The sequence below is a fragment of the Streptomyces sp. NPDC012466 genome (genome assembly GCF_042955215.1).
Lineage (GTDB): Bacteria > Actinomycetota > Actinomycetes > Streptomycetales > Streptomycetaceae > Streptomyces.
In genome coordinates this window covers 279,658-298,920 of the sequence record NZ_JBIBEQ010000007.1, presented here as the reverse complement: position 1 = coordinate 298,920, position 19,263 = coordinate 279,658, and the positions used below count along the sequence as shown (strand labels likewise).

The window sequence follows — 19,263 nt, the reverse complement described above, 5'->3', positions numbered from 1 at the left end:
CGCCTGTTCGGGCGGGCTTCCTTGCCTGTGCCGAAAAGCTTGCCGCCGCACTTTCATGGCCGTGTCCGCCGACTGTCACAGGCCTGTCACAGGGGCCGGCGACAGCTCGGCCACAGCTCCTTCACACGCGTCGGCGGTACCGGCCACAACGACTGGGCCCCACCGGTCGAACCCCGACCCCTCCATGGGCCAGAATGAGCGCGTGCCTTCCCTGTTGCTGATCGAGGACGACGACGCCATCCGGACGGCCCTGGAGCTCTCACTGACGCGCCAGGGTCACCGCGTGGCGACCGCTGCCAGCGGTGAGGACGGTCTGAAGCTCTTGCGCGAGCAGCGGCCGGATCTGATCGTGCTGGACGTGATGCTGCCCGGCATCGACGGGTTCGAGGTGTGCCGGCGCATCCGGCGCACGGACCAGTTGCCGATCATCCTGCTGACCGCGCGCAGCGATGACATCGACGTGGTGGTCGGGCTGGAGTCCGGCGCCGACGACTATGTCGTCAAACCGGTGCAGGGGCGCGTGCTCGACGCCCGGATCCGGGCCGTGCTGCGGCGCGGCGAGCGGGAGTCGAACGACGCGGCGAGCTTCGGCAGCCTCGTCATCGACCGCTCGGCGATGACCGTGACGAAGAACGGCGAGGACCTCCAGCTCACGCCGACCGAGCTGCGGCTGCTGCTGGAGCTGAGCCGGCGGCCGGGCCAGGCGCTGTCCCGGCAGCAACTGCTGCGGCTGGTGTGGGAGCACGACTACCTGGGCGACTCGCGGCTCGTGGACGCGTGCGTCCAGCGGCTGCGCGCCAAGGTCGAGGACGTGCCCTCGTCCCCGACGCTGATCCGTACCGTGCGGGGTGTCGGCTACCGGCTGGACGCCCCTCAGTGACCCAGGCGCACCAAGGGGGGGCCCACGGCTGGACCGGGGCGCGCAAGGGAGTTCTGTCGGGGCTGCGCTTCACCAGCCTGCGGCTGCGACTGGTCGTGGTCTTCGGCCTGGTGGCCCTGACGGCCGCCGTGTCCGCGTCGGGGATCGCGTACTGGCTCAACCGCGAGGCCGTGCTCACCCGCACCCAGGACGCCGTGCTGCGCGACTTCGAGCAGGAGATGCAGAACCGGGCGGGCGCGCTGCCCGAGCGGCCGACGCAGGACGAGCTGCAGCACACCGCGGGCCAGATGGCGGGCAGCGACCAGCGCTTCAGCGTGCTGCTGGTCGGCCGTGACACCGAAGGCCGCACCGTCTACGGCAGCTCCGGCGGGCTCAGCGGCTTCTCGCTGGGCGACGTGCCGGCCTCGCTGCGCACGGCGGTGAACCGGACGCAGAAGGTCGACGGGGCCAACAAGCACCCGTACCACCTGTACTGGCAGCGCATCGTCGACCACGACACCCCGTACCTGGTGGCGGGCACGCGCGTCATCGGCGGTGGTCCGACCGGTTACATGCTCAAGTCGCTGGAGCCGGAGGCCAAGGACCTCAACTCGCTGGCCTGGTCGCTGGGCATCGCCACGGGGCTCGCGCTGATCGGCTCGGCGCTGCTCGCGCAGGCCGCGGCGACGACGGTGCTGAAGCCGGTGCAGCGGCTCGGGGCGGCCGCGCGGCGGCTCGGCGAGGGCAAGCTGGACACCCGGCTGAGGGTGTCCGGGACCGACGAACTCGCCGATCTGTCCCGGACGTTCAACAACGCGGCCGAGGCGCTGGAGAAACGGGTCGCCGACATGGCCGCCCGCGACGAGGCGTCCCGGCGGTTCGTGGCGGACATGAGCCATGAGCTGCGGACGCCGCTCACCGCGATCACCGCCGTGACGGAGGTGCTCGAGGAGGAGCTGGAGGCGGAGACCGGCAGCATGGACCCGATGATCGAGCCCGCCGTGCGGCTGGTGGTCAGCGAGACGCGGCGGCTGAACGACCTGGTCGAGAACCTGATGGAGGTCACCCGCTTCGACGCGGGCACCGCCCGGCTCGTCCTGGACGACGTCGACCTCGCCGACCAGATCACCGCCTGCATCGACGCCCGCGCCTGGCTGGACGCGGTGGAGCTGGACGCCGAGCGCGGCCTGCACGCCCGCCTGGACCCGCGGCGCCTGGACGTCATCCTGGCCAACCTCATCGGCAACGCGCTCAAACACGGCGGATCCCCGGTGCGGGTGGTCGTGCGGGAGGCGGACGACTCCATCGTCATCGAGGTGCGGGATCACGGGCCCGGCATCCCGGAGGACGTCCTGCCGCACGTCTTCGACCGCTTCTACAAGGCCAGCGCCTCCCGGCCGCGTTCCGAGGGCAGCGGCCTGGGCCTGTCCATCGCGCTGGAGAACGCCCACATCCACGGCGGTGAGATCACCGCGGCCAACTCGCCCGACTCGGGGGCGGTGTTCACGCTGCGGCTCCCGCGCGGCACGTCCCCGGCGGAGGAGCAGCCGGCCGAGGACGAGCTGGAGCCCGGGAGCGACACCGACCGGCCCCAGGGCGCGGACTCGAAGGGGGACGCCTGATGACCGCGCGTTTCGCGGCCGTGCCTCGGCTGCTCGCCGTTCCGGTGCTCGCCGTGCTGTTGGCCGGCTGCGGGATCCGGGCCACGGAGGTGCCCACCACCTTCGGGCCCGCGCCGTCGCGGGTGCAGTGCTCGCTCTCCGAGACGGACGTGTCGACGCAGGCCGCCCGGGGACTGCCGGTGCAGGTGTTCCTGCTGTGCGGGTCCTCGCTGGTGGCCGTCGACCGGACCGTGCGGGTCCCGGACGGCGCGGCCGACTCCGAGCGGCGCATGCTCGTCGCGCAGGGCCTGCTGGACCAGCTCGCCAGGCAGCCGTCGACCGCCGAGAAGGAGGCCGGTTACAGCACGGACGTCCGCGGCGGCATCTCCGTGGGCGGGCCGCGCCTCGGCGACCCGGAGGACACGCTGCGGCTGAGCACGGCACCGGCCGGACTCACCTCGTACGCACTCGCGCAGATCGTCTGCACCTTCTCCGACTCGGCGGCGGCCCAGGGGGACGGCTCGGTGGTCCTGGGCGGACCCGGCGGCGAGGCTCCGCGCCGCTACGAGTGCACCGACGAGGTGCGGGCCCGGCCGGGCAGCACGGAACCGCCGTCGAAGGGCGTGGCCGGGGAGTGACCCGCCCGGGCTGTGGCGCATGCCTCACCGGCCTTCCGGGGCCCCTTGCGGAACCGATCCGGCCGAAGGCCGCGTCTTGGGGGGCGTGCAGCGTCAAGGCTCCATCGGCGGCAGCGCCGCGTCCCGCATCCGTGTGACAGGAGGTGTCCTCCTCGTCGCCCACCTCGCGTTCGTCGCCTGGTTCACGCTGCGGCCGCTGGACGTGCCCTGGGTGATGCCCGCCAACTTGCGTCCGTTCGCCGGTATCCGGGCCGATCTCGCCCTGGGCTGGCCCGAGGCGGCCCGCCGGATCGGTGAGGGGCTGGCCCTGCTCGCCCCGCTGGGCGTGCTGCTGCCCGTGGTGAGCGGCAGGCTGGTCGTCTCGCCACTGGCGTCCCTGCTGCGCACCGTCGCGGCCGGCGCCCTGCTGTCGTGGGGCATCGAACTGCTGCAGACGGGCGTGCCCGGTCAGGTCGTCGACGTCGACTCGCTGTTCCTGAACACCGCGGGCGTGGCCCTCGCGCATCTGGCGCTGGTCCCGGCGGGCCGCTCCTGGCTGCGCCGCCGCACCACCACCACCCGCCTGCTCCGTGCGCCCCTCCCTCCGGAGGAGCCGGCTCAGGGTCGGACCCCGACGATTCCCAGGGTCGGGATCGCCCCGTGGAGCGACGCTTTGCCCCCTTCGTCTCCGTAGCGTGGAGTGCAGATGGGGTACTCGCACGAGAGGCCTCACACACCCTCACGAAGGAGTCGCACATGTCCCGCCTCGCCCGCCCCACCCACGGCCGCATGATCGGCGGCGTGTGCGCCGCGCTGGCACGGCGCTTCGGCACCTCCGCGACCACGATGCGGGTGATCTTCCTGGTCTCGTGCCTGCTGCCCGGCCCGCAGTTCCTGCTCTACATCGCGCTGTGGATCCTGCTGCCCTCCGAGGACAAGACGCACGGCAAGGCCCAGACCGCCTGGTGACGCCCGTACGCGAGAACGCCGATGGGGCGCACCCCGTGCGGGTGCGCCCCATCGGCGTGTGTCCGCCGCGGCGGGAGGGTCAGCCGACCGGCACGCCGTTGACCGGCAGGCCGTGCGTGGGCAGGCCCTGCACCGGGAGACCGCCCAGCAGCTTGGCGGCGGGGCCCGTCGGGCCGTTGGCGAGCACCTGCTCGGCGACCGGCTGGGCGGCGGCCAGACCGGCACCGGCCGCCGTCTGCCCCTGGCCCAGCGCCTCGCCCGAGCCCGGCAGCGCCTGGGAGAGCTGCTCCGCCGGCAGTGCCGCGGTGACGGTCTCCAGCGTCTGGGCGGTGTCCGGGAGAGCCGGGGCGGCGTTGGCGGCGCCCGCACCGGCGGCGGCGAAGGCGGCACCGAGAGCGGCGACACCGAGGGTCTTGGCAGCAGACTGCTTCATGAAAGGCGTCCTCGTAACGGGATGACGGGGTGTGAGCGGTTCAGCGACCGTAATCAGGCGGCCCCGCCCGCCGCAAACATCGAAATGCGGACGGATGGTGAACGCCGCCCGCATCCGCTGTGCGCCGAATACCCCCGAATCAGTCCTCCGAGGCGGCAGAACCGCTGGTGGAAGCGGTCTGACGGAACAGCCATTCGGATTTCAGCTCGGCATATCCGGGCTTGATCACGTCATTGATCATGGCCAGTCGTTCATCGAAAGGAATGAACGCTGATTTCATCGCATTGACGGAGAACCACTGCATGTCGTCGAGCGTGTAACCGAACGCCTCGACAAGGTGCTCGAATTCCCGGCTCATGCTGGTGTGCGACATCAGACGGTTGTCCGTGTTGACCGTGGCCCGGAAGTGCAGCCGGCGCAGCAGCCCGATGGGGTGCTCGGCGTACGAGGAGGCGGCCCCCGTCTGGAGGTTGGAGCTCGGGCACAGCTCCAGCGGGATGCGCTTGTCCCGGACGTAGGAGGCGAGCCGCCCGAGCTCGACGCGGCCGTCCTCGTGCACCTGGATGTCGTCGATGATCCGCACGCCGTGCCCGAGCCGGTCGGCGCCGCACCACTGGAGGGCCTGCCAGATGGACGGCAGACCGAAGGCCTCGCCGGCGTGGATGGTGAAGTGGTTGTTCTCGCGCTTGAGGTACTCGAAGGCGTCGAGGTGCCGGGTGGGCGGGTAGCCGGCCTCGGCGCCCGCGATATCGAAGCCGACGACGCCCAGGTCGCGGTAGCGGTTGGCGAGTTCGGCGATCTCCAGGGCGCGGGCCGCGTGCCGCATGGCGGTGAGCAGCGCGCCGACGCGGATGCGCAGGCCGTTCTCCCGGGCGCGCCGCTCCCCTTCCCGGAAGCCCTCGTTGACGGCCTCGACGACCTCTTCGAGGCTGAGGCCGCCCTCCAGGTGCTGCTCGGGGGCGTAGCGCACCTCGGCGTAGACGACGCCGTCCCCGGCCAGGTCCTCGGCGCACTCGGCGGCGACCCGGACCAGGGCGTCACGGGTCTGCATGACGGCGACGGTGTGGGAGAAGGTCTCCAAGTACCGTTCCAGGGAGCCGGAGTCGGCGGCCTCGCGGAACCAGACGCCGAGCTTCTCCGGGTCGGCGTCTGGCAGCTGCGAGTAGCCGCCGGCGCGGGCGAGTTCGACGATCGTGCCGGGGCGCAGACCGCCGTCGAGGTGGTCGTGCAGCAGAACCTTGGGCGCCCGGCGGATCTGGTCCGGTGTCGGGGTGTTCGCGATGGTCTGGCTCGTCATTTCCGCACTCTAACTCCTACGCGCGTAGATGGCGCGTTCCCCGCCGCTGTACGTTTTCGTCGATACGTAACGGTGACCGCAAGGACGGGTCGAGTACACCCGCGCTTCTGACACTGTTCTGTCATGGCACACCAAGCGACGCCGGTTCGCAGGGCCCGGCTGGGCAGGGCACTCGGTCCGGAGCCGACAGCGGTGAGCGGCGTGGTGCTGCTGCTCCCGGGCGGCGACGAGGTCTCCGGCCGCAGGCCGTCTCCCGTGCTGGCGACCGCCTCCATGCGCGGCGTCGGGCGCCGCCTCGCCCGCGCCGGCCGGGACGAGGGTCTCGCCGCGCACGTGGTGCACTACCACTGCCGCGGCTGGAACGGCAGCGAGGCCGGCCTCGCGCAGGACGCGACCTGGGCGGCCGACGAGATCGTACGGCGGTACGGAGACGTCCCGGTCTGCCTCGTCGGCCTCGGGATGGGCGGCCGGGCGGGGCTGCGGGCGGCCGGGCACGAGGCCGTCAACTCCGTGCTGGCGCTTGCCCCGTGGCTGCCGGAGGAGGATGTCGCGGCGCCACCCGAACCGGTGAAGCAGCTGGTCGGGCGCCAGGTGCTGATCGTGCACGGCACGAACGACGGGCGGACGGATCCGGAGCTGTCGTTCCGGCTGGCGGCGCGGGCGAAGAAGGCGAACCGGGACGTGTGCCGGTTCGAAGTGCACGCGGACGGCCACGGGTTGAGCCAGTACCGGGACGAAGTGCTGGCGCTGGCCGAGGACTTCGTGATGGGGGCACTGTTCGGGCGGGCCGTGTCGCGACCGGTGCGGGACGCGTTCGCGGCACCGCCGCCGTTGGGGCTGCGGATGCCGCTCGCTGCGGGGTTCAGTCCTTCTCGGCGGTAGCGCCACTGGAGTGCCTGTCCTCGGCCTGTGCGGGTTGCATGGGGCTTGTCGCGCCCACGCGGCGGAGCCGCAGATCGACACAGCCCCGCGCCCCTCAGGTGGGCAGCAAACCGCCCCTTCTGGAGAGCAGGAACCTTTTGAAGGCTGCCACCGGGGGCGTGTCCGGGTGGCCCTCCAGCCAGGCCACGCCGATTTCCCGAACGGCTCTCGGGGCCGTGACCGTCAGTTCCACCACTCCTGGACGGGGGACGGCCGGCGGGGGCAGGAGGGCCACGCCCAGGCCCGCCGCCACCAGGCCCCGCAGGGTTTCCGCCTCCTCGCCCTCGAAGGCGATGCGGGGCTTGAAGCCGGCCTCCTTGCAGAGGTCGTCGGTGATGCGGCGCAGGCCGTAGCCGGGCTCCAGGGTGACGAAGGTTTCGTCGGCCGCCTCGGCGAGGCGGATGCGACGGCGGCCGGCGAGGGAGTGGTCGGCGGGGACGACCAGGCGCAGCTTCTGCTCGTCCAGGCGGCGGGCCACCAGGTCGGGCGCGTCCGGCACCGGGGACGTCAGGCACAGGTCGAGCTCACCGGCGCGCAGGCGCTCCAGCATGGCCTCGCCGTAGTTCTGGACGAGACTGAAGCGGACGCGCGGATGGTCGGCGCGGAAGGCGTGCAGAAGGCCCGGCACGGTCTCGGCGCCCATGGTGTGCAGGAAGCCGAAGGCGACCTTGCCGGTGGTCGGGTCGGCGTCCGCGCGCACCTCCTCGACGGCGCGCTCGACCTCGGCCAGGGCGCGTTCGACGGAGGTGAGGAAGGTGCGGCCGGCCGGGGTGAGGGAGACCGTGCGGCCGTGCCGGGCGAACAGGTCGACGCCCAGGTCCTGCTCCAGGCGGGCCATGGACCGCGAGAGCGTCGACTGCGGGACGTTCATCTCCTGGGCGGCGCGGGTGACGTGCTCGGTGCGGGCGACACCCGCGAAGTACGCCAGGCGCGGCGCCAGCACTCTCGACATCTCCGCCCTGTCTTCTGTGTCACTGCTTGGTGACAGGCGACCCTGTGAGCTCGGTTGATGCACCATGGGAACGATTATGACCGTTCCATGCATTGGACGGATGAGTGCGGCGTCCGTACGTTCGAGGCATGTCTCCCGCCAGTACCGGGGCGTCCACCGTCGTGGGCGCCGATGCCTCTGTCCCTGCCTCCGACTCACGCGTCTCCCCGGGTGGCCCCGGCTACCGCCGGATGAGCTTCGCCCTCTTCCTCGCGGGTGTCGCGACCTTCGCGCTGCTGTACTCCACCCAGGCCCTCCTCCCGCTGATCTCCGGCGAGTTCGGGGTGGCGGCGAGCGACGCGAGCTGGACCGTGGCGGCGGCGACCGGCGGGCTGGCGCTGTTCGTACTGCCGATGAGCGCCCTGTCGGAGCGCTTCGGACGCCGTGCGGTCATGACGGGCTCGCTGGCCGTGGCCGTGACGCTCGGGCTGCTGGTACCGCTGGCTCCCTCCCTCGGTGTGCTGATCGCGCTCCGGGCGCTGCAGGGCGCCGCGCTGGCCGGGCTGCCGGCGTCGGCGACCGCGTACCTCGCCGAGGAGGTCAGCCCCAAGGCGCTGGTCACCGCGATCGGCCTGTTCGTCGCGGGCAACAGCGTCGGCGGGATGAGCGGCCGGGTCATCACCGGCTGGGTCGCGCAGGAGTGGGGCTGGCGGATCGCCGTCGGTGTCATCGGCGTGATCGCGGTGGCGTGTGCGGTGGCCTTCCGGCTGCTGCTCCCCGCCCCGAAGCACTTCAAGGCCGGTTCGCTGCGGCCGCGCGTCCTGGCCCGGACGGTCCGCGACCACCTGTCCAACCCGCTGCTGTGCCGGCTGTACGCGATCGGCGCGCTGTTCATGACGGTGTTCGGCGGTGTCTACACGGTCATCGGCTACCGGCTGACCGAGGCCCCGTTCTCGTTGCCGCAGGGCATCATCGGTTCGATCTTCCTGGTGTACCTGGTCGGTACGGTGTCGGCGTCCACGGCGGGGCGGCTGGTCGGCCGGCTGGGCCGCCGGGGCGCGCTGTACGCGGGCGGCGGTACGACGGCGGCGGGTCTGCTGCTGTCCCTGGCCGGCTCCCTCCCGCTGGTCCTGCTGGGCCTGGTCCTGATCACGGCGGGCTTCTTCGCGGGTCACGCGGTCGCCTCCTCGGCGGTCAGCAAGACGGCCACGCACGGCCGCGCCCAGGCCTCGGCGCTGTACCAGTCGGCGTACTACATCGGCTCCAGCGCGGGCAGCACGGTCGGCGCGATCGCCTTCCACGCGGGCGGCTGGGCCGGGACGGTCGGAGTCGGGCTGCTGGCGGTCCTGGGCGTCGTGACGATCACCGTCTTCGGTACCCGGGCGGCCCGGCTGCAACGCCGGCGACTGGCCACGGCTGCCTGAACATCGGCGACATCCCCCCTGCTCGGGGCCGGTTGTCAGTGGGTGCGGATACCGTCCGCGTCTGCTGATCACCGGACCGAGCAGGGGGATTTTTCATGGAGTTCCGGGTCGACCGTACGGAGTTCGCCGACGCCGTGGGGCGGGCGGCCCGCGCGCTGCCCGGGCGGACGCCGGTGCCGGTGCTGGGCGGGCTGCTGCTGGAGGCGGACACGGGAGGGCTGGCCGTGACGGGGTTCGACTTCGAGGCAGCGGTCCGGGTGGAGGCCGACGCGGAGGTCGCGGCGCCCGGGCGGGTGCTCGTCCCGGGGCGGCGGCTGCTGGATGTCTGCCGGGTGCTGCCGGACGGGCCGGTGCGCTGTGTCCTGGAGGCCTCGCGGTTCACCGTGGAGGCGGACGGCACGCGCTTCGGGCTGTCGACACTGCCGCTCGCCGAGTACCCGTCCCTGCCCGCCCCGCCCGCGCCCTACGGCACCGTGGACGCCGCCGCCTTCGCGACCGCCGTCGCCCAGGTCGCGGTCGCCGCCGGGCGCGACGATTCCCTGCCCCTGCTGACGGGCGTCCAACTGCGCCTCGACGGCGGGGAGATGACCCTGGCGGCCTCGGACCGCTACCGGTACGCGGTGCGGCGGCTGGAGTGGAAGCCGGAGGCCGCCGGCGATGACGGAGTCGTGGAGACCCTGCTGCCCGCACGGCGGCTGCTGGACGTGGCCCGTTCGCTGGCGCGTTGCGGGGACGTGCGGATCGGCTGGGAGCCGGGCGGGGGCGGCGGGCTGGTCGGATTCGAGGGCGGCCGGACGCGGACCGCGCTGCGCCTGCTGGACGGGCGGCTGCCTGGCTTCAGATCGCTGTTCGACATGGCGGGGGCCGCGGTCGCCGAGGTGGAACGCGAGACGCTCGCGGAGGCGGTGCGGCGGGTCGCGGTGGTGGCGGAGGCGAACAGTCCGGTGCGCCTCGACTTCACGGCCGAGGGCTCCGTGCTGCTGCGCGCCGGCTACGGGGACGATGTGGCGGCCCAGCGGCTCCCGGCCGAGCTGAGCGGCGCCGACGAGGTGCCGGTGGCGTTCAACCCCGCCTACCTGCTGGACGCGCTGACCTCCTTCGAGAGCCCGCGGGTACGGCTGGAGCTGCTCGGGGCCGGGCAGCGGGCGCTGCTGCACGCCGTGCCGGGCGACGGGGAGGCGGGTGCGGCAGCACCGGCCGGGGAGCACCGGCACCTGCTCATGTCGGTCAAGGAGCTCGTGTGAAGGCCCGCCGGCTTGTCGCAGCCGGTCTGGATCACCGGCTGCGACCTGCGCCTTTGTGCGCTCGGGGGGCCGTTGTCAGTGGGCTGCGGTAGCTTCCGAAGTGCTGGGGCGCAAGGGCGCGTGAACAGAACGTCCACAGGGGTGGGTGGAGATGGCGAACGGCACGGCGACATCGACGGACCTGGACACCAGGCTGGAGGCACACCGCACCGAGCTGACGGGGTACTGCTACCGGATGCTCGGCTCCTCCTTCGAGGCCGAGGACGCGGTGCAGGACACCATGGTCCGCGCCTGGCGCAGCTACGACAAGTTCGAGGGCCGCTCCAGCCTGCGCTCCTGGCTCTACCGGATCGCGACCAACGTGTGCCTGGACATGCTGACCGCGGGCAACAAGCGCGCCCGGCCCATGGACCTCACGGAGTCCACCCCGCTCGCCCAGGCGGCCCTCTCCCCCCGACCGGACAACACCTGGCTGGAGCCCATGCCGGACGCCCGTGTGCTGCCCACGACCGACGACCCGGCGGAGGCGGCGGTCGCCAAGGAGTCCGTGCGGCTCGCCTTCATGGCCGCCCTCCAGCAGCTCCCGGCCAAGCAGCGGGCCGTGCTGATCCTGCGCGAGGTCCTCGCCTGGAAGGCCAGTGAGGTCGCCGAGCTGCTGGACACCTCGGTGGCGTCGGTGAACAGCGCCCTCCAGCGGGCCCGCGCCACCCTGGCCGAGCGGCAGGAGCCGGGCGCCGCAGCGGCCGTCTCCGACCCGCTGGACGAGGACCAGCAGAAGCTTCTGGACCGCTACGTGACGGCCTTCGAGGGCTACGACATGACGGCACTGACGGCCCTGCTGCACGAGGACGCGGTCATGACGATGCCGCCGTTCGACCTGTGGCTGACCGGCACGCGGGACATCACCGGCTTCATGACCACCCTCGGCGCGCCCTGTGCGGGTTCCCGGCTGGTGCCCGTGCAGGTCAACGGCCTGCCGGGGTTCGCCCAGTACAAGCCGGACCCGGAGAAGGGCGGCTTCACGCCGTGGGCGGTCCAGGTGCTGGAGATCTCAGACGGCAGGATCACCGGGTTCCACTGCTTCCTCGACACCGAGCGCTGGTTCCCGCTCTTCGACCTCCCCCTCCACCTCGAAGCGGAGACCGACCAGGTCGAGCAGGGCGCGTAGGGCGGGGTCGGGGTCGCGCAGCCGGATCCGGCCCCCGGCCCGGCGGGCGGCCAGCTGGAGCCTCGCCAGCAGGTCGACGGCCGCGAGCCCCGGCGGCCCCAGGCCCGCGACATCGCACACCACGACCCGGGCACCGCTGCCGTGCAGCAGTGCCCGCACATCGTCGCTGAGCCCTCTCACCTCGTCCCGGGTGGCGGGGCCGGGGAGTACGAGTACGGGCGGTGTCATGGCGTCCACGATCGGTAGACCGGGCGGGCGGCCGTAACTCATCGGGCCTGTCCGTCCCGTCGGTGCCGTGCGGATCACTCGGCGCCGGAAGGATCACATTGACCCGGGCGACGCCTTCCCCGGAGGGTTGGCTGTATGCCCCAACCATCTGCGCCTCCCGCGCTGCCCGATGCCCGTTTCGCCGGTGAGGAGGCGCCGTGCAGGGGGTGCTGAGCGGGTTCGCGGTCATCGCCGTCGTCATCGGCGTCGGCTATCTGATCGGGCGCCGGGGGTATCTGGGCGACGGCGGCCGGGAGGTCCTGACCAAGCTCGCCTTCCATGTGGCGTCCCCGGCGCTGCTCTTCACGACTCTCGCGCGGGCGGACCTGTCGGTGATCTTCTCCGACCGGCTGCTGGTCACGGCGTTGAGCACGGCAGCGGCGGCGGGTGTCTTCGTGGCGGTGGGTGCGGCGCGCGGCTGGGGCGTGGGCCGGACGACGATCGGCGCGCTGTGCTCCAGCTACGTCAACTCCGGGAACCTGGGCATTCCGATCGCCGTGTACGTGCTGGGCGACGCGTCCCTGGTCGCGCCGGTGCTGCTGTTCCAACTGGTCGGTGTCACACCGGTGGCGCTGACGGTCCTGGACCTGGCCAGCGGCGGGGAGAAGCGGCCCCTGTGGCAGCGGCTGCTCACACCGCTGCGCAATCCGATAGCCCTGGGCTCCCTGGCCGGTGTGGCGGTCTCGGCGTCGGGCCTCACGGTGCCGGGCCCGCTGATGGACCCCCTGACCCTGATCGGCAACATGTCGGTGCCCGCCGTGCTCCTGGCCTTCGGCATCTCCCTGCGGGGCAGCACCCTTCCCCTGCGGGGCGCCGAGCGGGCCCCTGTGCTCCTCGCCGTGACCCTCAAGTCCGTCGTCCAGCCCCTGGCCGCCTGGGCCCTCGCGGCGGGCGTCTTCGGCATCCACGGGGCGTCCCTGCTCGACGTGGTGGTGACATCGGCACTCCCGGCGGCCCAGAACCTGTTCACGTACGCGAGCAGCTACCGGGTGGGCGAGGTGCTGGCGAGGGAGGCGATCCTGCTGTCGACGGTGCTGGCGGTGCCGGTTCTGGTGGTGGTGGCGGCGGTGCTGGGGTGACGGTCAGTCGACCGGGAACTCACCAGTGTCGATCGTCACGTCGAACGGGTCCGGCAGCTTGATGGGATCGCCGAACTTCACGGCGCTCAGGACGCGGTAGACCTCGCCCTTCGGCTCCCCGTACAGCGTCGTCGTCGGGCCCCCGGGGAGCCCAGCGGTCGACGAGGAGGTAGAGCGGAATCCCGGCAGTGGCGTAGGCGGCGGGCTTGCTGACGCGGTCGTGGCGGGCGTTGGATTTGGAGGTCACCTCGACCACCAGTTCGGCCAGGGCCGCCGGGATGTGTGACTCCGCCTCCGCGCATTCCAGCACGGGAGCCACCAGCAGGTCCGGGATGAGCATGCCCAGTCGGGACGGCACGGCGATCGCCTGTGTCTGGAAGATCTCCCAGTCCTCGGGAATCGCGGAGTAGAGGCGACGCTGAATACGGGCCGCGATCACGTTGTGGCGGGACGCGGGAGCAGGTGACACGGTGATGATCCCCTCGATGATCTCCACCTTGCTGCCCTCGGGCCATTCCATCTCCTCCCAGAACCGGACGAGGTCGTCCCAGTGCTGGTCGGGGTCCTGGCTCACGGTGAGTGCGCCCATGGCGGTTCTCCAATCAGTGCGTCACCGATGCCAGCATGCCGAACGGGACCGGCGGGGGTCCACCGGTCCCGTTCACCCGAAAGGGAAACCGCCTGGTCAGGCGATACGTTCCAGCACCACCGGCGACGGCGTGAAGTCCGTGCCGGGGGCCGCCACGTCGTAGGAACCCTCGACCGCCTGGAGGGCGTACTCGAAGCGCTCGGGGGTGTCCGTGTGCAGGGTCAGCAGCGGCTGGCCCTCGGTCACGGTGTCGCCCGGCTTGGCGTGCATCTCGACGCCGGCGCCCGCCTGCACCGGGTCCTCCTTGCGGGCCCGGCCCGCGCCGAGGCGCCAGGCCGCGACGCCGATGTCGTAGGCGTCGAGGCGGGTCAGGACGCCCGAGGCCGGGGCCTTGATCACGTGCTGTTCGCGGGCCACCGGCAGCGCCGCGTCCGGGTCGCCGCCCTGGGCCGCGATCATGCGGCGCCAGACGTCCATCGCCGAGCCGTCGGCCAGGGCCTTCGCCGGGTCGGCGTCCTTCACGCCGGCCGCGTCCAGCATCTCGCGGGCCAGGGCGATCGTCAGCTCGACCACGTCCGCGGGGCCGCCGCCCGCCAGGACCTCCACCGACTCGCGGACCTCCAGGGCGTTTCCGGCCGTCAGGCCGAGGGGCGTGGCCATGTCCGTGAGGAGCGCGACCGTCTTCACGCCGTGGTCGGTGCCCAGGCCCACCATCGTGGAGGCCAGCTCGCGGGCGTCCTCGATCGTCTTCATGAAGGCGCCGGTGCCGACCTTCACGTCCAGGACCAGCGAGCCCGTGCCCTCCGCGATCTTCTTGGACATGATCGAGGAGGCGATCAGCGGGATCGCCTCGACGGTGCCGGTGACGTCCCGCAGGGCGTAGAGCTTCTTGTCGGCGGGGGCCAGGCCGTCGCCCGCCGCGCAGATCACCGCGCCGGTGGTGTCGAGGACGTGCAGCATCTCCTCGTTGGACAGCAGCGCACGCCAGCCGGGGATCGACTCCAGCTTGTCGAGGGTGCCGCCGGTGTGGCCGAGGCCGCGGCCCGACAACTGAGGGACGGCCGCGCCGCAGGCGGCGACCAGGGGGGCCAGCGGGAGGGTGATCTTGTCGCCGACGCCGCCCGTGGAGTGCTTGTCGGCGGTCGGGCGGGACAGGGACGAGAAGTCCATGCGCTCGCCGGAGGCGATCATCGCGGCCGTCCAGCGGGCGATCTCGCGGCGGTTCATGCCGTTCAGCAGGATGGCCATGGCGAGAGCGGACATCTGCTCGTCGGCGACCTCCCCGCGGGTGTACGCGTCGATGACCCAGTCGATCTGCTCGTCGCTGAGTTCGCCGCGGTCCCGCTTGGTGCGGATGACGGAGATGACGTCCATGGCCATGGCTTGGCTTCCTTCCGAGGGTTCCAGAAGCCGTACGGCCCCTCTGAGCCGGTCGCGTGAGCAACTCAGAGGGGCCGCACGGAGATTACTTGCTGAGGTGGTCCGGGCCGAAGGCCTGGGGCAGCATCTGAGACAGCGGCAGGATCCCCGCCGGGGTCTCCAGCAGCAGGTCCGGGCCGCCGAACTCGTGGAGCAGCTGGCGGCAGCGGCCGCACGGGACGAGCGTGTCGCCGTCACGGTCGACGCAGGTGAAGTGCGTCAGCCGGCCGCCGCCGGTGTTGTGCAGCTCGGACACCAGGCCGCACTCGGCGCACAGGCCGAGTCCGTACGAGGCGTTCTCGACGTTGCAGCCGGAGATGATCCGCCCGTCGTCGACCAGGGCCGCCACGCCGACCGGGAAACCGGAGTACGGGGCGTACGCCCGGGACATGGCGTCCCGGGCCACCGCGCGCAGCTTCTCCCAGTCGACCGCCGGGCCGGTGCCGGTCACTTGCCCTGCCCCTTGCGGTAGGGCAGTCCGTCCGCCTTCGGCATCCGCAGCCGCTGGGCGGACATCGCGAGGACCACCAGGGTGATGACGTACGGCGTCGCGGAGACGACCTGGTTCGGGACCTCGTCGGTGGTCGCGTACCAGGCGAACACCAGGGCCGCGACGACCGCGGTGATCACCGAGGGGACGTACTTCTTGCGGACGGCCAGCCAGATGGCGCCGATGATCAGCAGGAGCGCGCCGAGCAGCAGCAGGGCGTGGACGTTGGCGGAGCCGCCGCGCAGGTTGAGGCTGTCGGTGTAGCCGAACAGGCCCGCGCCGAGGGCGAGGCCGCCCGGCATCCAGTTGCCGAAGATCATCGCCGCGAGGCCGATGAAGCCGCGGCCGCTGACCTGGCCCTCCAGGTAGAAGGGGTTGGCCACGATGGACAGGAAGACTCCGCCGAGGCCGGCCAGACCGCCGGAGATGACGACAGCGATGTACTTGTACTTGTAGACGTTGACACCGAGGGACTCGGCGGCCACCGGGTTCTCTCCGCAGGAGCGCAGGCGCAGGCCGAACGCGGTGCGCCACAGGATCCACCAGGTGGCGGGGATCAGCGCGATGGCGATCAGGGTCAGCCAGGACACGTTGGTGACCAGGCCGCCGAGCAGACCGGCGATGTCGGAGACGAAGAACCAACCCTGATTGTTCAGGTCCCGCAGCGCGTCGGACAGCCCCGGCACGGTGAAGTGGCCGAGGGATTCCACCGCCGGCGACTGCTTGGCGGAGCCGCCCGTGTGGCCCTCGAAGGCGAGGGGCGCGAGGTAGCGGGTGGCGCCGAGGGCGAGGATGTTGATGGCCACACCGGAGACGATGTGGTTGACGTTGAACGTGACGGTCACGAAGGCGTGCAGCAGACCGCCGATCGCGCCGCCGAGGATGCCGACCAGGACACCCGTCCACGGGCCCCACTGGAAGCCGGCCCAGGCGCCGAACCAGGTGCCGAGGATCATCATGCCTTCGAGGCCGATGTTCACCACGCCCGCGCGTTCGGCCCACAGACCGCCGAGACCGGCGAGGCCGATCGGCACGGCGAGCTGGAGCGCGGTGGACATCTGGCTGACGTTGGTGATGCCGTCGGCGCCGGTGATGAGGCGGACGATCGAGGTGAGCGCCAGGCCTCCGGCGATGACGAGCAGCAGGACGGGCCACGACAGGCGGCGGCCGGTCGGCGCCGCGGGCTGCAGCGTGGGCTGGTTGACGTCGGTCGCGGTGGTCATCGGCCAGCCACCTCCTTCGTGTTCTGAGCGCCGAGGACGTGTCCGGCGGCGAGTTCGGCGCCGACGCGACGCTGCTGGCGGCGCAGACCCCATTCGCGGACGGCCTCGTAGGAGACGACGACCGAGAGCACGATCAGGCCCTGCATGATGACCGCGATCTCCTTGTCGTAGCCGTGGAAGTCCAGCTCGGGCGAGGCCTTGTCGAGCCAGGCCCACAGCAGGGCGGCGAAGGCGATGCCGACGGGGCTGTTGCGGCCGAGCAGGGCGATGCCGATGCCGAGGAAACCGATGCCGGTGGGGAAGTTCAGGTCGTAGGTGTGGCTGTCGCCGAGCAGAATCGGCAGGCCCGCCAGGCCCGCGATGGCGCCGGAGATCAGCATGGCGCTGAGCACCATGCGCTTGGGGTCGACACCGCTGGCCGCGGCGGCGGTCTGCGAGGCGCCGGAGGCACGCAGGTCGAAGCCGAAGCGGGTGCGGTTGAGGACGATCCAGTAGCCGATGCCGAGCAGGACGGCGAGCAGCACCAGGCCGTAGATCTCACCGGCGTCGCCCATCGGGATGCCGGGGATCCAGCCGGACTCGTACATCTCGCCGGTGGTGTTGTTGTTGCCGGCCTTCACACCGAAGACGTTCGGCAGCCACAGGTAGGCGATCACGGAGGTGGCGATCGCGTTGAGCATGATCGTGGCGACGACCTCACTGACACCGCGGGTGACCTTGAGGACACCGGCGATGCCGGCCCAGAAGGCGCCGGTGAGGACGGCGGTCAGCAGCAGCAGCGGGACTTGGAGGGCGGCCGGCAGGTTCACGTGGGCGCCGACGACGGCGGCCATCATGGCGCCGAGCTGGTACTGGCCGTCGACACCGATGTTGAACAGATTCATCCGGAAGCCGATGGCCACCGCCAGGGCCGCGATGTAGTACATCGAGGCCTGGTTGATGACCAGCACCTGGATGTCCGAGAAGCCGATCTGCTCGAACATCAGGGCGAACGGCTCGAAGGGGCTCTTGCCCGAGGCGAGCAGCACGATCGCGCTCAGGACGAAGGCCACGGCCAGCGCGATGACCGGTCCGGCCACCGCGAGGAGCACGCGCTCCTTGTCGAACTTCTTCATCAGCGGGCCTCGTCTTCCGGAGACTCGGGGGCGTCGGCCTTCGAGGTCTCGGGGGTGTCGTCGTGCTCGAGGTGCCCGGTGACGGCACCGGTCATGGCCGAGCCGAGCTCCTCGGGGGTGATGGTGGCCGGGTCGGCGTCCGCGACCAGCTTGCCGTTGTAGATCACGCGCAGCGTGTCGGACAGGCCGATCAGCTCGTCCAGGTCGGCGGAGATCAGCAGCACGGCCAGGCCCTCGCGGCGGGCGTCGCGGATGTGGTCCCAGATGGCGGCCTGGGCGCCGACGTCCACGCCCCGGGTGGGGTGCGCGGCGATGAGGAAGCGCGGCTTGTGGCTCATCTCGCGGCCGACGATCAGCTTCTGCTGGTTGCCGCCGGACAGGGAGGCGGCGGTGACGTCGATGCCGGGGGTGCGGACGTCGTACTCCGTCACGATCCGGCGGGTGTCCTCCTGGGCCGCCTTCGGGTCCAGCCAGACGCCCTTGGCGAGGGGCTTCTCGGTGACGTGGCCGAGGATGCGGTTCTCCCAGAGGGGTGCTTCCAGGAGGAGACCGTGGCGGTGCCGGTCCTCGGGGATGTAGCCGATGCCCTGCTCGCGGCGCCTGCGCGTGGGCCAGGCGGTGATCTCCTCGTCGGCGAGCCGGATGGTGCCGCTGTCGGCGGACCGGAGGCCGATGAGGGCGTCGACGAGCTCGGTCTGGCCGTTGCCCTCGACACCGGCGATGCCGAGGACCTCGCCCGCGTGGATGGTGAAGCTGATGTCGTCCAGGAGGGCCTTGCCGCCGGGGGCCACGAGGCGCAGCTTGTCGACGCTGATGACCGGGCGGTCGGTGACCGTGGACTCGGCCGTCTCGGGCGTGGGCAGCTCGCTGCCGACCATCATCTCGGCGAGCTGACGGGGTGTCGTCTCGGCGGGCACGGCCGTGCCGACGGTGGTGCCGCGGCGGATGACGGTGATCTCGTCGGCGACGGAGAGCACCTCGCCGAGCTTGTGCGAGATGAAGATGACCGACAGGCCCTCGGACTTCAGTTCGCGCAGGTTGGCGAAGAGGGCGTCGACCTCCTGCGGGACGAGCACGGCGGTCGGCTCGTCGAGGATGAGGGTGGTGGCGCCGCGGTAGAGGACCTTGAGGATCTCCACGCGCTGGCGTGCGGCGACGCCGAGCTCCTCGACCAGGAGGTCGGGCTCGACGTCGAGGCCGTAGCGCTCGGAGAGCTCCTTGATCTTGCGGCGGGCCTTGGCGCCGATGCCGTAGAGCTTCTCGCTGCCGAGGACCACGTTCTCCAGGACCGTGAGGTTGTCGGCGAGCATGAAGTGCTGGTGGACCATGCCGATGCCGCGGACGATGGCGTCGGCCGGGGACGAGAAGCTGACCTGCTGCCCGTCGACGGCGATGGTGCCCTCGTCCGGCTTCTGCATGCCGTAGAGGATCTTCATCAGCGTGGACTTGCCGGCGCCGTTCTCGCCGACGAGGGCGTGCACGGTGCCCTTGCGGACGCTGAGGTGGATGTCGTGGTTGGCCACGACTCCGGGGAAACGCTTGGTGATCCCGGCGAGTTCGACGGCGGTCACCGATTCGTTGACCGCCGCTCCGGCCGGAGGGCTGCTGGACGCGTTG

19 protein-coding genes and 1 pseudogene are annotated in these 19,263 nt (G+C 71.7%); 10 read left to right on the top strand and 10 right to left on the bottom strand.

The window, feature by feature from the left end; genetic code table 11:
• Positions 1-202: 202 nt before the first annotated feature.
• The 5 genes from afsQ1 to ACFY9E_RS26220 all read left to right on the top strand — a co-directional run bounded on the left by afsQ1 (position 203) and on the right by ACFY9E_RS26220 (position 4,046).
• Complete coding sequence (gene afsQ1 / locus ACFY9E_RS26240) at positions 203-880, top strand: two-component system response regulator AfsQ1 (protein WP_053675520.1); 678 nt, start codon at positions 203-205, stop codon at positions 878-880.
• Complete coding sequence (locus ACFY9E_RS26235; protein ID WP_390988002.1) at positions 877-2,481, top strand: ATP-binding protein; 1,605 nt, start codon at positions 877-879, stop codon at positions 2,479-2,481. The genes afsQ1 and ACFY9E_RS26235 overlap by 4 nt, the downstream gene beginning before the upstream one ends.
• A complete protein-coding gene (locus tag ACFY9E_RS26230; protein ID WP_390988000.1) occupies positions 2,481-3,098 on the top strand; it encodes a hypothetical protein in 618 nt (205 codons plus the stop codon). Before ACFY9E_RS26235 ends, ACFY9E_RS26230 begins: the two co-directional genes overlap by 1 nt.
• An 85-nt stretch (positions 3,099-3,183) precedes the next feature.
• On the top strand, positions 3,184-3,771 hold the full coding sequence (locus ACFY9E_RS26225) for a VanZ family protein (RefSeq protein ID WP_390987999.1): 588 nt from the start codon (positions 3,184-3,186) through the stop codon (positions 3,769-3,771).
• Between the two features lie 62 nt (positions 3,772-3,833).
• On the top strand, positions 3,834-4,046 hold the full coding sequence (locus tag ACFY9E_RS26220) for a PspC domain-containing protein (RefSeq protein WP_390987998.1): 213 nt from the start codon (positions 3,834-3,836) through the stop codon (positions 4,044-4,046).
• Positions 4,047-4,125: 79 nt separating this feature from the next.
• On the opposite strand, the gene ACFY9E_RS26215 is transcribed toward ACFY9E_RS26220, so the two are convergent.
• Together ACFY9E_RS26215 and ACFY9E_RS26210 are read right to left on the bottom strand one after the other, a co-directional pair.
• The gene (locus tag ACFY9E_RS26215) at positions 4,126-4,479 is read right to left on the bottom strand and encodes an ATP-binding protein (RefSeq protein WP_390987997.1); all 354 of its coding nucleotides are present in this window, start codon (positions 4,477-4,479) and stop codon (positions 4,126-4,128) included.
• A gap of 139 nt (positions 4,480-4,618) precedes the next feature.
• A complete protein-coding gene (locus ACFY9E_RS26210; RefSeq protein ID WP_390987995.1) occupies positions 4,619-5,776 on the bottom strand; it encodes an adenosine deaminase in 1,158 nt (385 codons plus the stop codon).
• A gap of 123 nt (positions 5,777-5,899) precedes the next feature.
• Here ACFY9E_RS26210 and ACFY9E_RS26205 point away from each other — a divergent pair, with 123 nt between their 5' ends.
• Positions 5,900-6,658, top strand: coding sequence for an alpha/beta hydrolase (locus tag ACFY9E_RS26205; protein WP_390987993.1), 759 nt, complete (start codon positions 5,900-5,902; stop codon positions 6,656-6,658).
• A gap of 94 nt (positions 6,659-6,752) precedes the next feature.
• On the opposite strand, the gene ACFY9E_RS26200 is transcribed toward ACFY9E_RS26205, so the two are convergent.
• Positions 6,753-7,715, bottom strand: a complete 963-nt coding sequence (locus tag ACFY9E_RS26200) for a LysR substrate-binding domain-containing protein (protein ID WP_390987991.1) — start codon at positions 7,713-7,715, stop codon at positions 6,753-6,755.
• Positions 7,716-7,777: 62 nt separating this feature from the next.
• On the opposite strand from ACFY9E_RS26200, the gene ACFY9E_RS26195 reads away from it, so the two are divergent.
• The 3 genes from ACFY9E_RS26195 to ACFY9E_RS26185 all read left to right on the top strand — a co-directional run bounded on the left by ACFY9E_RS26195 (position 7,778) and on the right by ACFY9E_RS26185 (position 11,464).
• The gene (locus ACFY9E_RS26195) at positions 7,778-9,052 is read left to right on the top strand and encodes an MFS transporter (RefSeq protein WP_390987990.1); all 1,275 of its coding nucleotides are present in this window, start codon (positions 7,778-7,780) and stop codon (positions 9,050-9,052) included.
• A 95-nt stretch (positions 9,053-9,147) separates the two neighbouring features.
• Complete coding sequence (gene dnaN / locus ACFY9E_RS26190; protein WP_390987989.1) at positions 9,148-10,296, top strand: DNA polymerase III subunit beta; 1,149 nt, start codon at positions 9,148-9,150, stop codon at positions 10,294-10,296.
• Positions 10,297-10,447: 151 nt separating this feature from the next.
• Positions 10,448-11,464, top strand: coding sequence for an RNA polymerase subunit sigma-70 (locus ACFY9E_RS26185; RefSeq protein ID WP_390987987.1), 1,017 nt, complete (start codon positions 10,448-10,450; stop codon positions 11,462-11,464).
• Here the strand turns inward: ACFY9E_RS26185 and ACFY9E_RS26180 are convergent.
• Positions 11,348-11,734, bottom strand: a complete 387-nt coding sequence (locus ACFY9E_RS26180; RefSeq protein WP_390987986.1) for an STAS domain-containing protein — start codon at positions 11,732-11,734, stop codon at positions 11,348-11,350. The two genes, ACFY9E_RS26185 and ACFY9E_RS26180, sit on opposite strands and share 117 nt — an antisense overlap.
• A gap of 155 nt (positions 11,735-11,889) precedes the next feature.
• Here ACFY9E_RS26180 and ACFY9E_RS26175 point away from each other — a divergent pair, with 155 nt between their 5' ends.
• Entirely contained in the window at positions 11,890-12,810 is a 921-nt protein-coding gene (locus tag ACFY9E_RS26175; RefSeq protein WP_390987984.1) for an AEC family transporter, read from the top strand.
• A gap of 3 nt (positions 12,811-12,813) precedes the next feature.
• Here ACFY9E_RS26175 and ACFY9E_RS26170 read toward each other — a convergent pair.
• The 6 genes and pseudogenes from ACFY9E_RS26170 to ACFY9E_RS26145 form a co-directional block, all read right to left on the bottom strand.
• Positions 12,814-13,399, bottom strand: a pseudogene (locus ACFY9E_RS26170) (Uma2 family endonuclease).
• A 96-nt stretch (positions 13,400-13,495) separates the two neighbouring features.
• Complete coding sequence (locus ACFY9E_RS26165; protein WP_390987983.1) at positions 13,496-14,779, bottom strand: thymidine phosphorylase; 1,284 nt, start codon at positions 14,777-14,779, stop codon at positions 13,496-13,498.
• Positions 14,780-14,864: 85 nt separating this feature from the next.
• A complete protein-coding gene (locus tag ACFY9E_RS26160; RefSeq protein ID WP_390987981.1) occupies positions 14,865-15,269 on the bottom strand; it encodes a cytidine deaminase in 405 nt (134 codons plus the stop codon).
• Entirely contained in the window at positions 15,266-16,531 is a 1,266-nt protein-coding gene (locus ACFY9E_RS26155) for an ABC transporter permease (RefSeq protein ID WP_390987980.1), read from the bottom strand. The genes ACFY9E_RS26160 and ACFY9E_RS26155 overlap by 4 nt, the downstream gene beginning before the upstream one ends.
• Positions 16,528-17,646, bottom strand: a complete 1,119-nt coding sequence (locus ACFY9E_RS26150; RefSeq protein ID WP_390987979.1) for an ABC transporter permease — start codon at positions 17,644-17,646, stop codon at positions 16,528-16,530. Before ACFY9E_RS26150 ends, ACFY9E_RS26155 begins: the two co-directional genes overlap by 4 nt.
• The gene (locus ACFY9E_RS26145; protein ID WP_390987977.1) at positions 17,646-19,217 is read right to left on the bottom strand and encodes an ATP-binding cassette domain-containing protein; all 1,572 of its coding nucleotides are present in this window, start codon (positions 19,215-19,217) and stop codon (positions 17,646-17,648) included. Before ACFY9E_RS26145 ends, ACFY9E_RS26150 begins: the two co-directional genes overlap by 1 nt.
• Between the last annotated feature and the right edge of the window lie 46 nt (positions 19,218-19,263).

Bases quoted from the DNA above. Each gene is read 5' to 3' on its own strand.
- ACFY9E_RS26230 (WP_390988000.1), top strand. From the start codon at position 2,481: ATGACCGCGCGTTTCGCGGCCGTGCCTCGGCTGCTCGCCGTTCCGGTG.
- ACFY9E_RS26165 (WP_390987983.1), bottom strand. From the start codon at position 14,779: ATGGCCATGGACGTCATCTCCGTCATCCGCACCAAGCGGGACCGCGGC.
- ACFY9E_RS26205 (WP_390987993.1), top strand. From the start codon at position 5,900: ATGGCACACCAAGCGACGCCGGTTCGCAGGGCCCGGCTGGGCAGGGCA.
- dnaN (WP_390987989.1), top strand. From the start codon at position 9,148: ATGGAGTTCCGGGTCGACCGTACGGAGTTCGCCGACGCCGTGGGGCGG.
- ACFY9E_RS26180 (WP_390987986.1), bottom strand. From the start codon at position 11,734: ATGAGTTACGGCCGCCCGCCCGGTCTACCGATCGTGGACGCCATGACA.
- ACFY9E_RS26210 (WP_390987995.1), bottom strand. From the start codon at position 5,776: ATGACGAGCCAGACCATCGCGAACACCCCGACACCGGACCAGATCCGC.
- ACFY9E_RS26200 (WP_390987991.1), bottom strand. From the start codon at position 7,715: ATGGTGCATCAACCGAGCTCACAGGGTCGCCTGTCACCAAGCAGTGAC.
- ACFY9E_RS26150 (WP_390987979.1), bottom strand. From the start codon at position 17,646: ATGAAGAAGTTCGACAAGGAGCGCGTGCTCCTCGCGGTGGCCGGACCG.
- ACFY9E_RS26215 (WP_390987997.1), bottom strand. From the start codon at position 4,479: ATGAAGCAGTCTGCTGCCAAGACCCTCGGTGTCGCCGCTCTCGGTGCC.
- ACFY9E_RS26220 (WP_390987998.1), top strand. From the start codon at position 3,834: ATGTCCCGCCTCGCCCGCCCCACCCACGGCCGCATGATCGGCGGCGTG.
- ACFY9E_RS26155 (WP_390987980.1), bottom strand. From the start codon at position 16,531: ATGACCACCGCGACCGACGTCAACCAGCCCACGCTGCAGCCCGCGGCG.
- ACFY9E_RS26195 (WP_390987990.1), top strand. From the start codon at position 7,778: ATGTCTCCCGCCAGTACCGGGGCGTCCACCGTCGTGGGCGCCGATGCC.
- ACFY9E_RS26185 (WP_390987987.1), top strand. From the start codon at position 10,448: ATGGCGAACGGCACGGCGACATCGACGGACCTGGACACCAGGCTGGAG.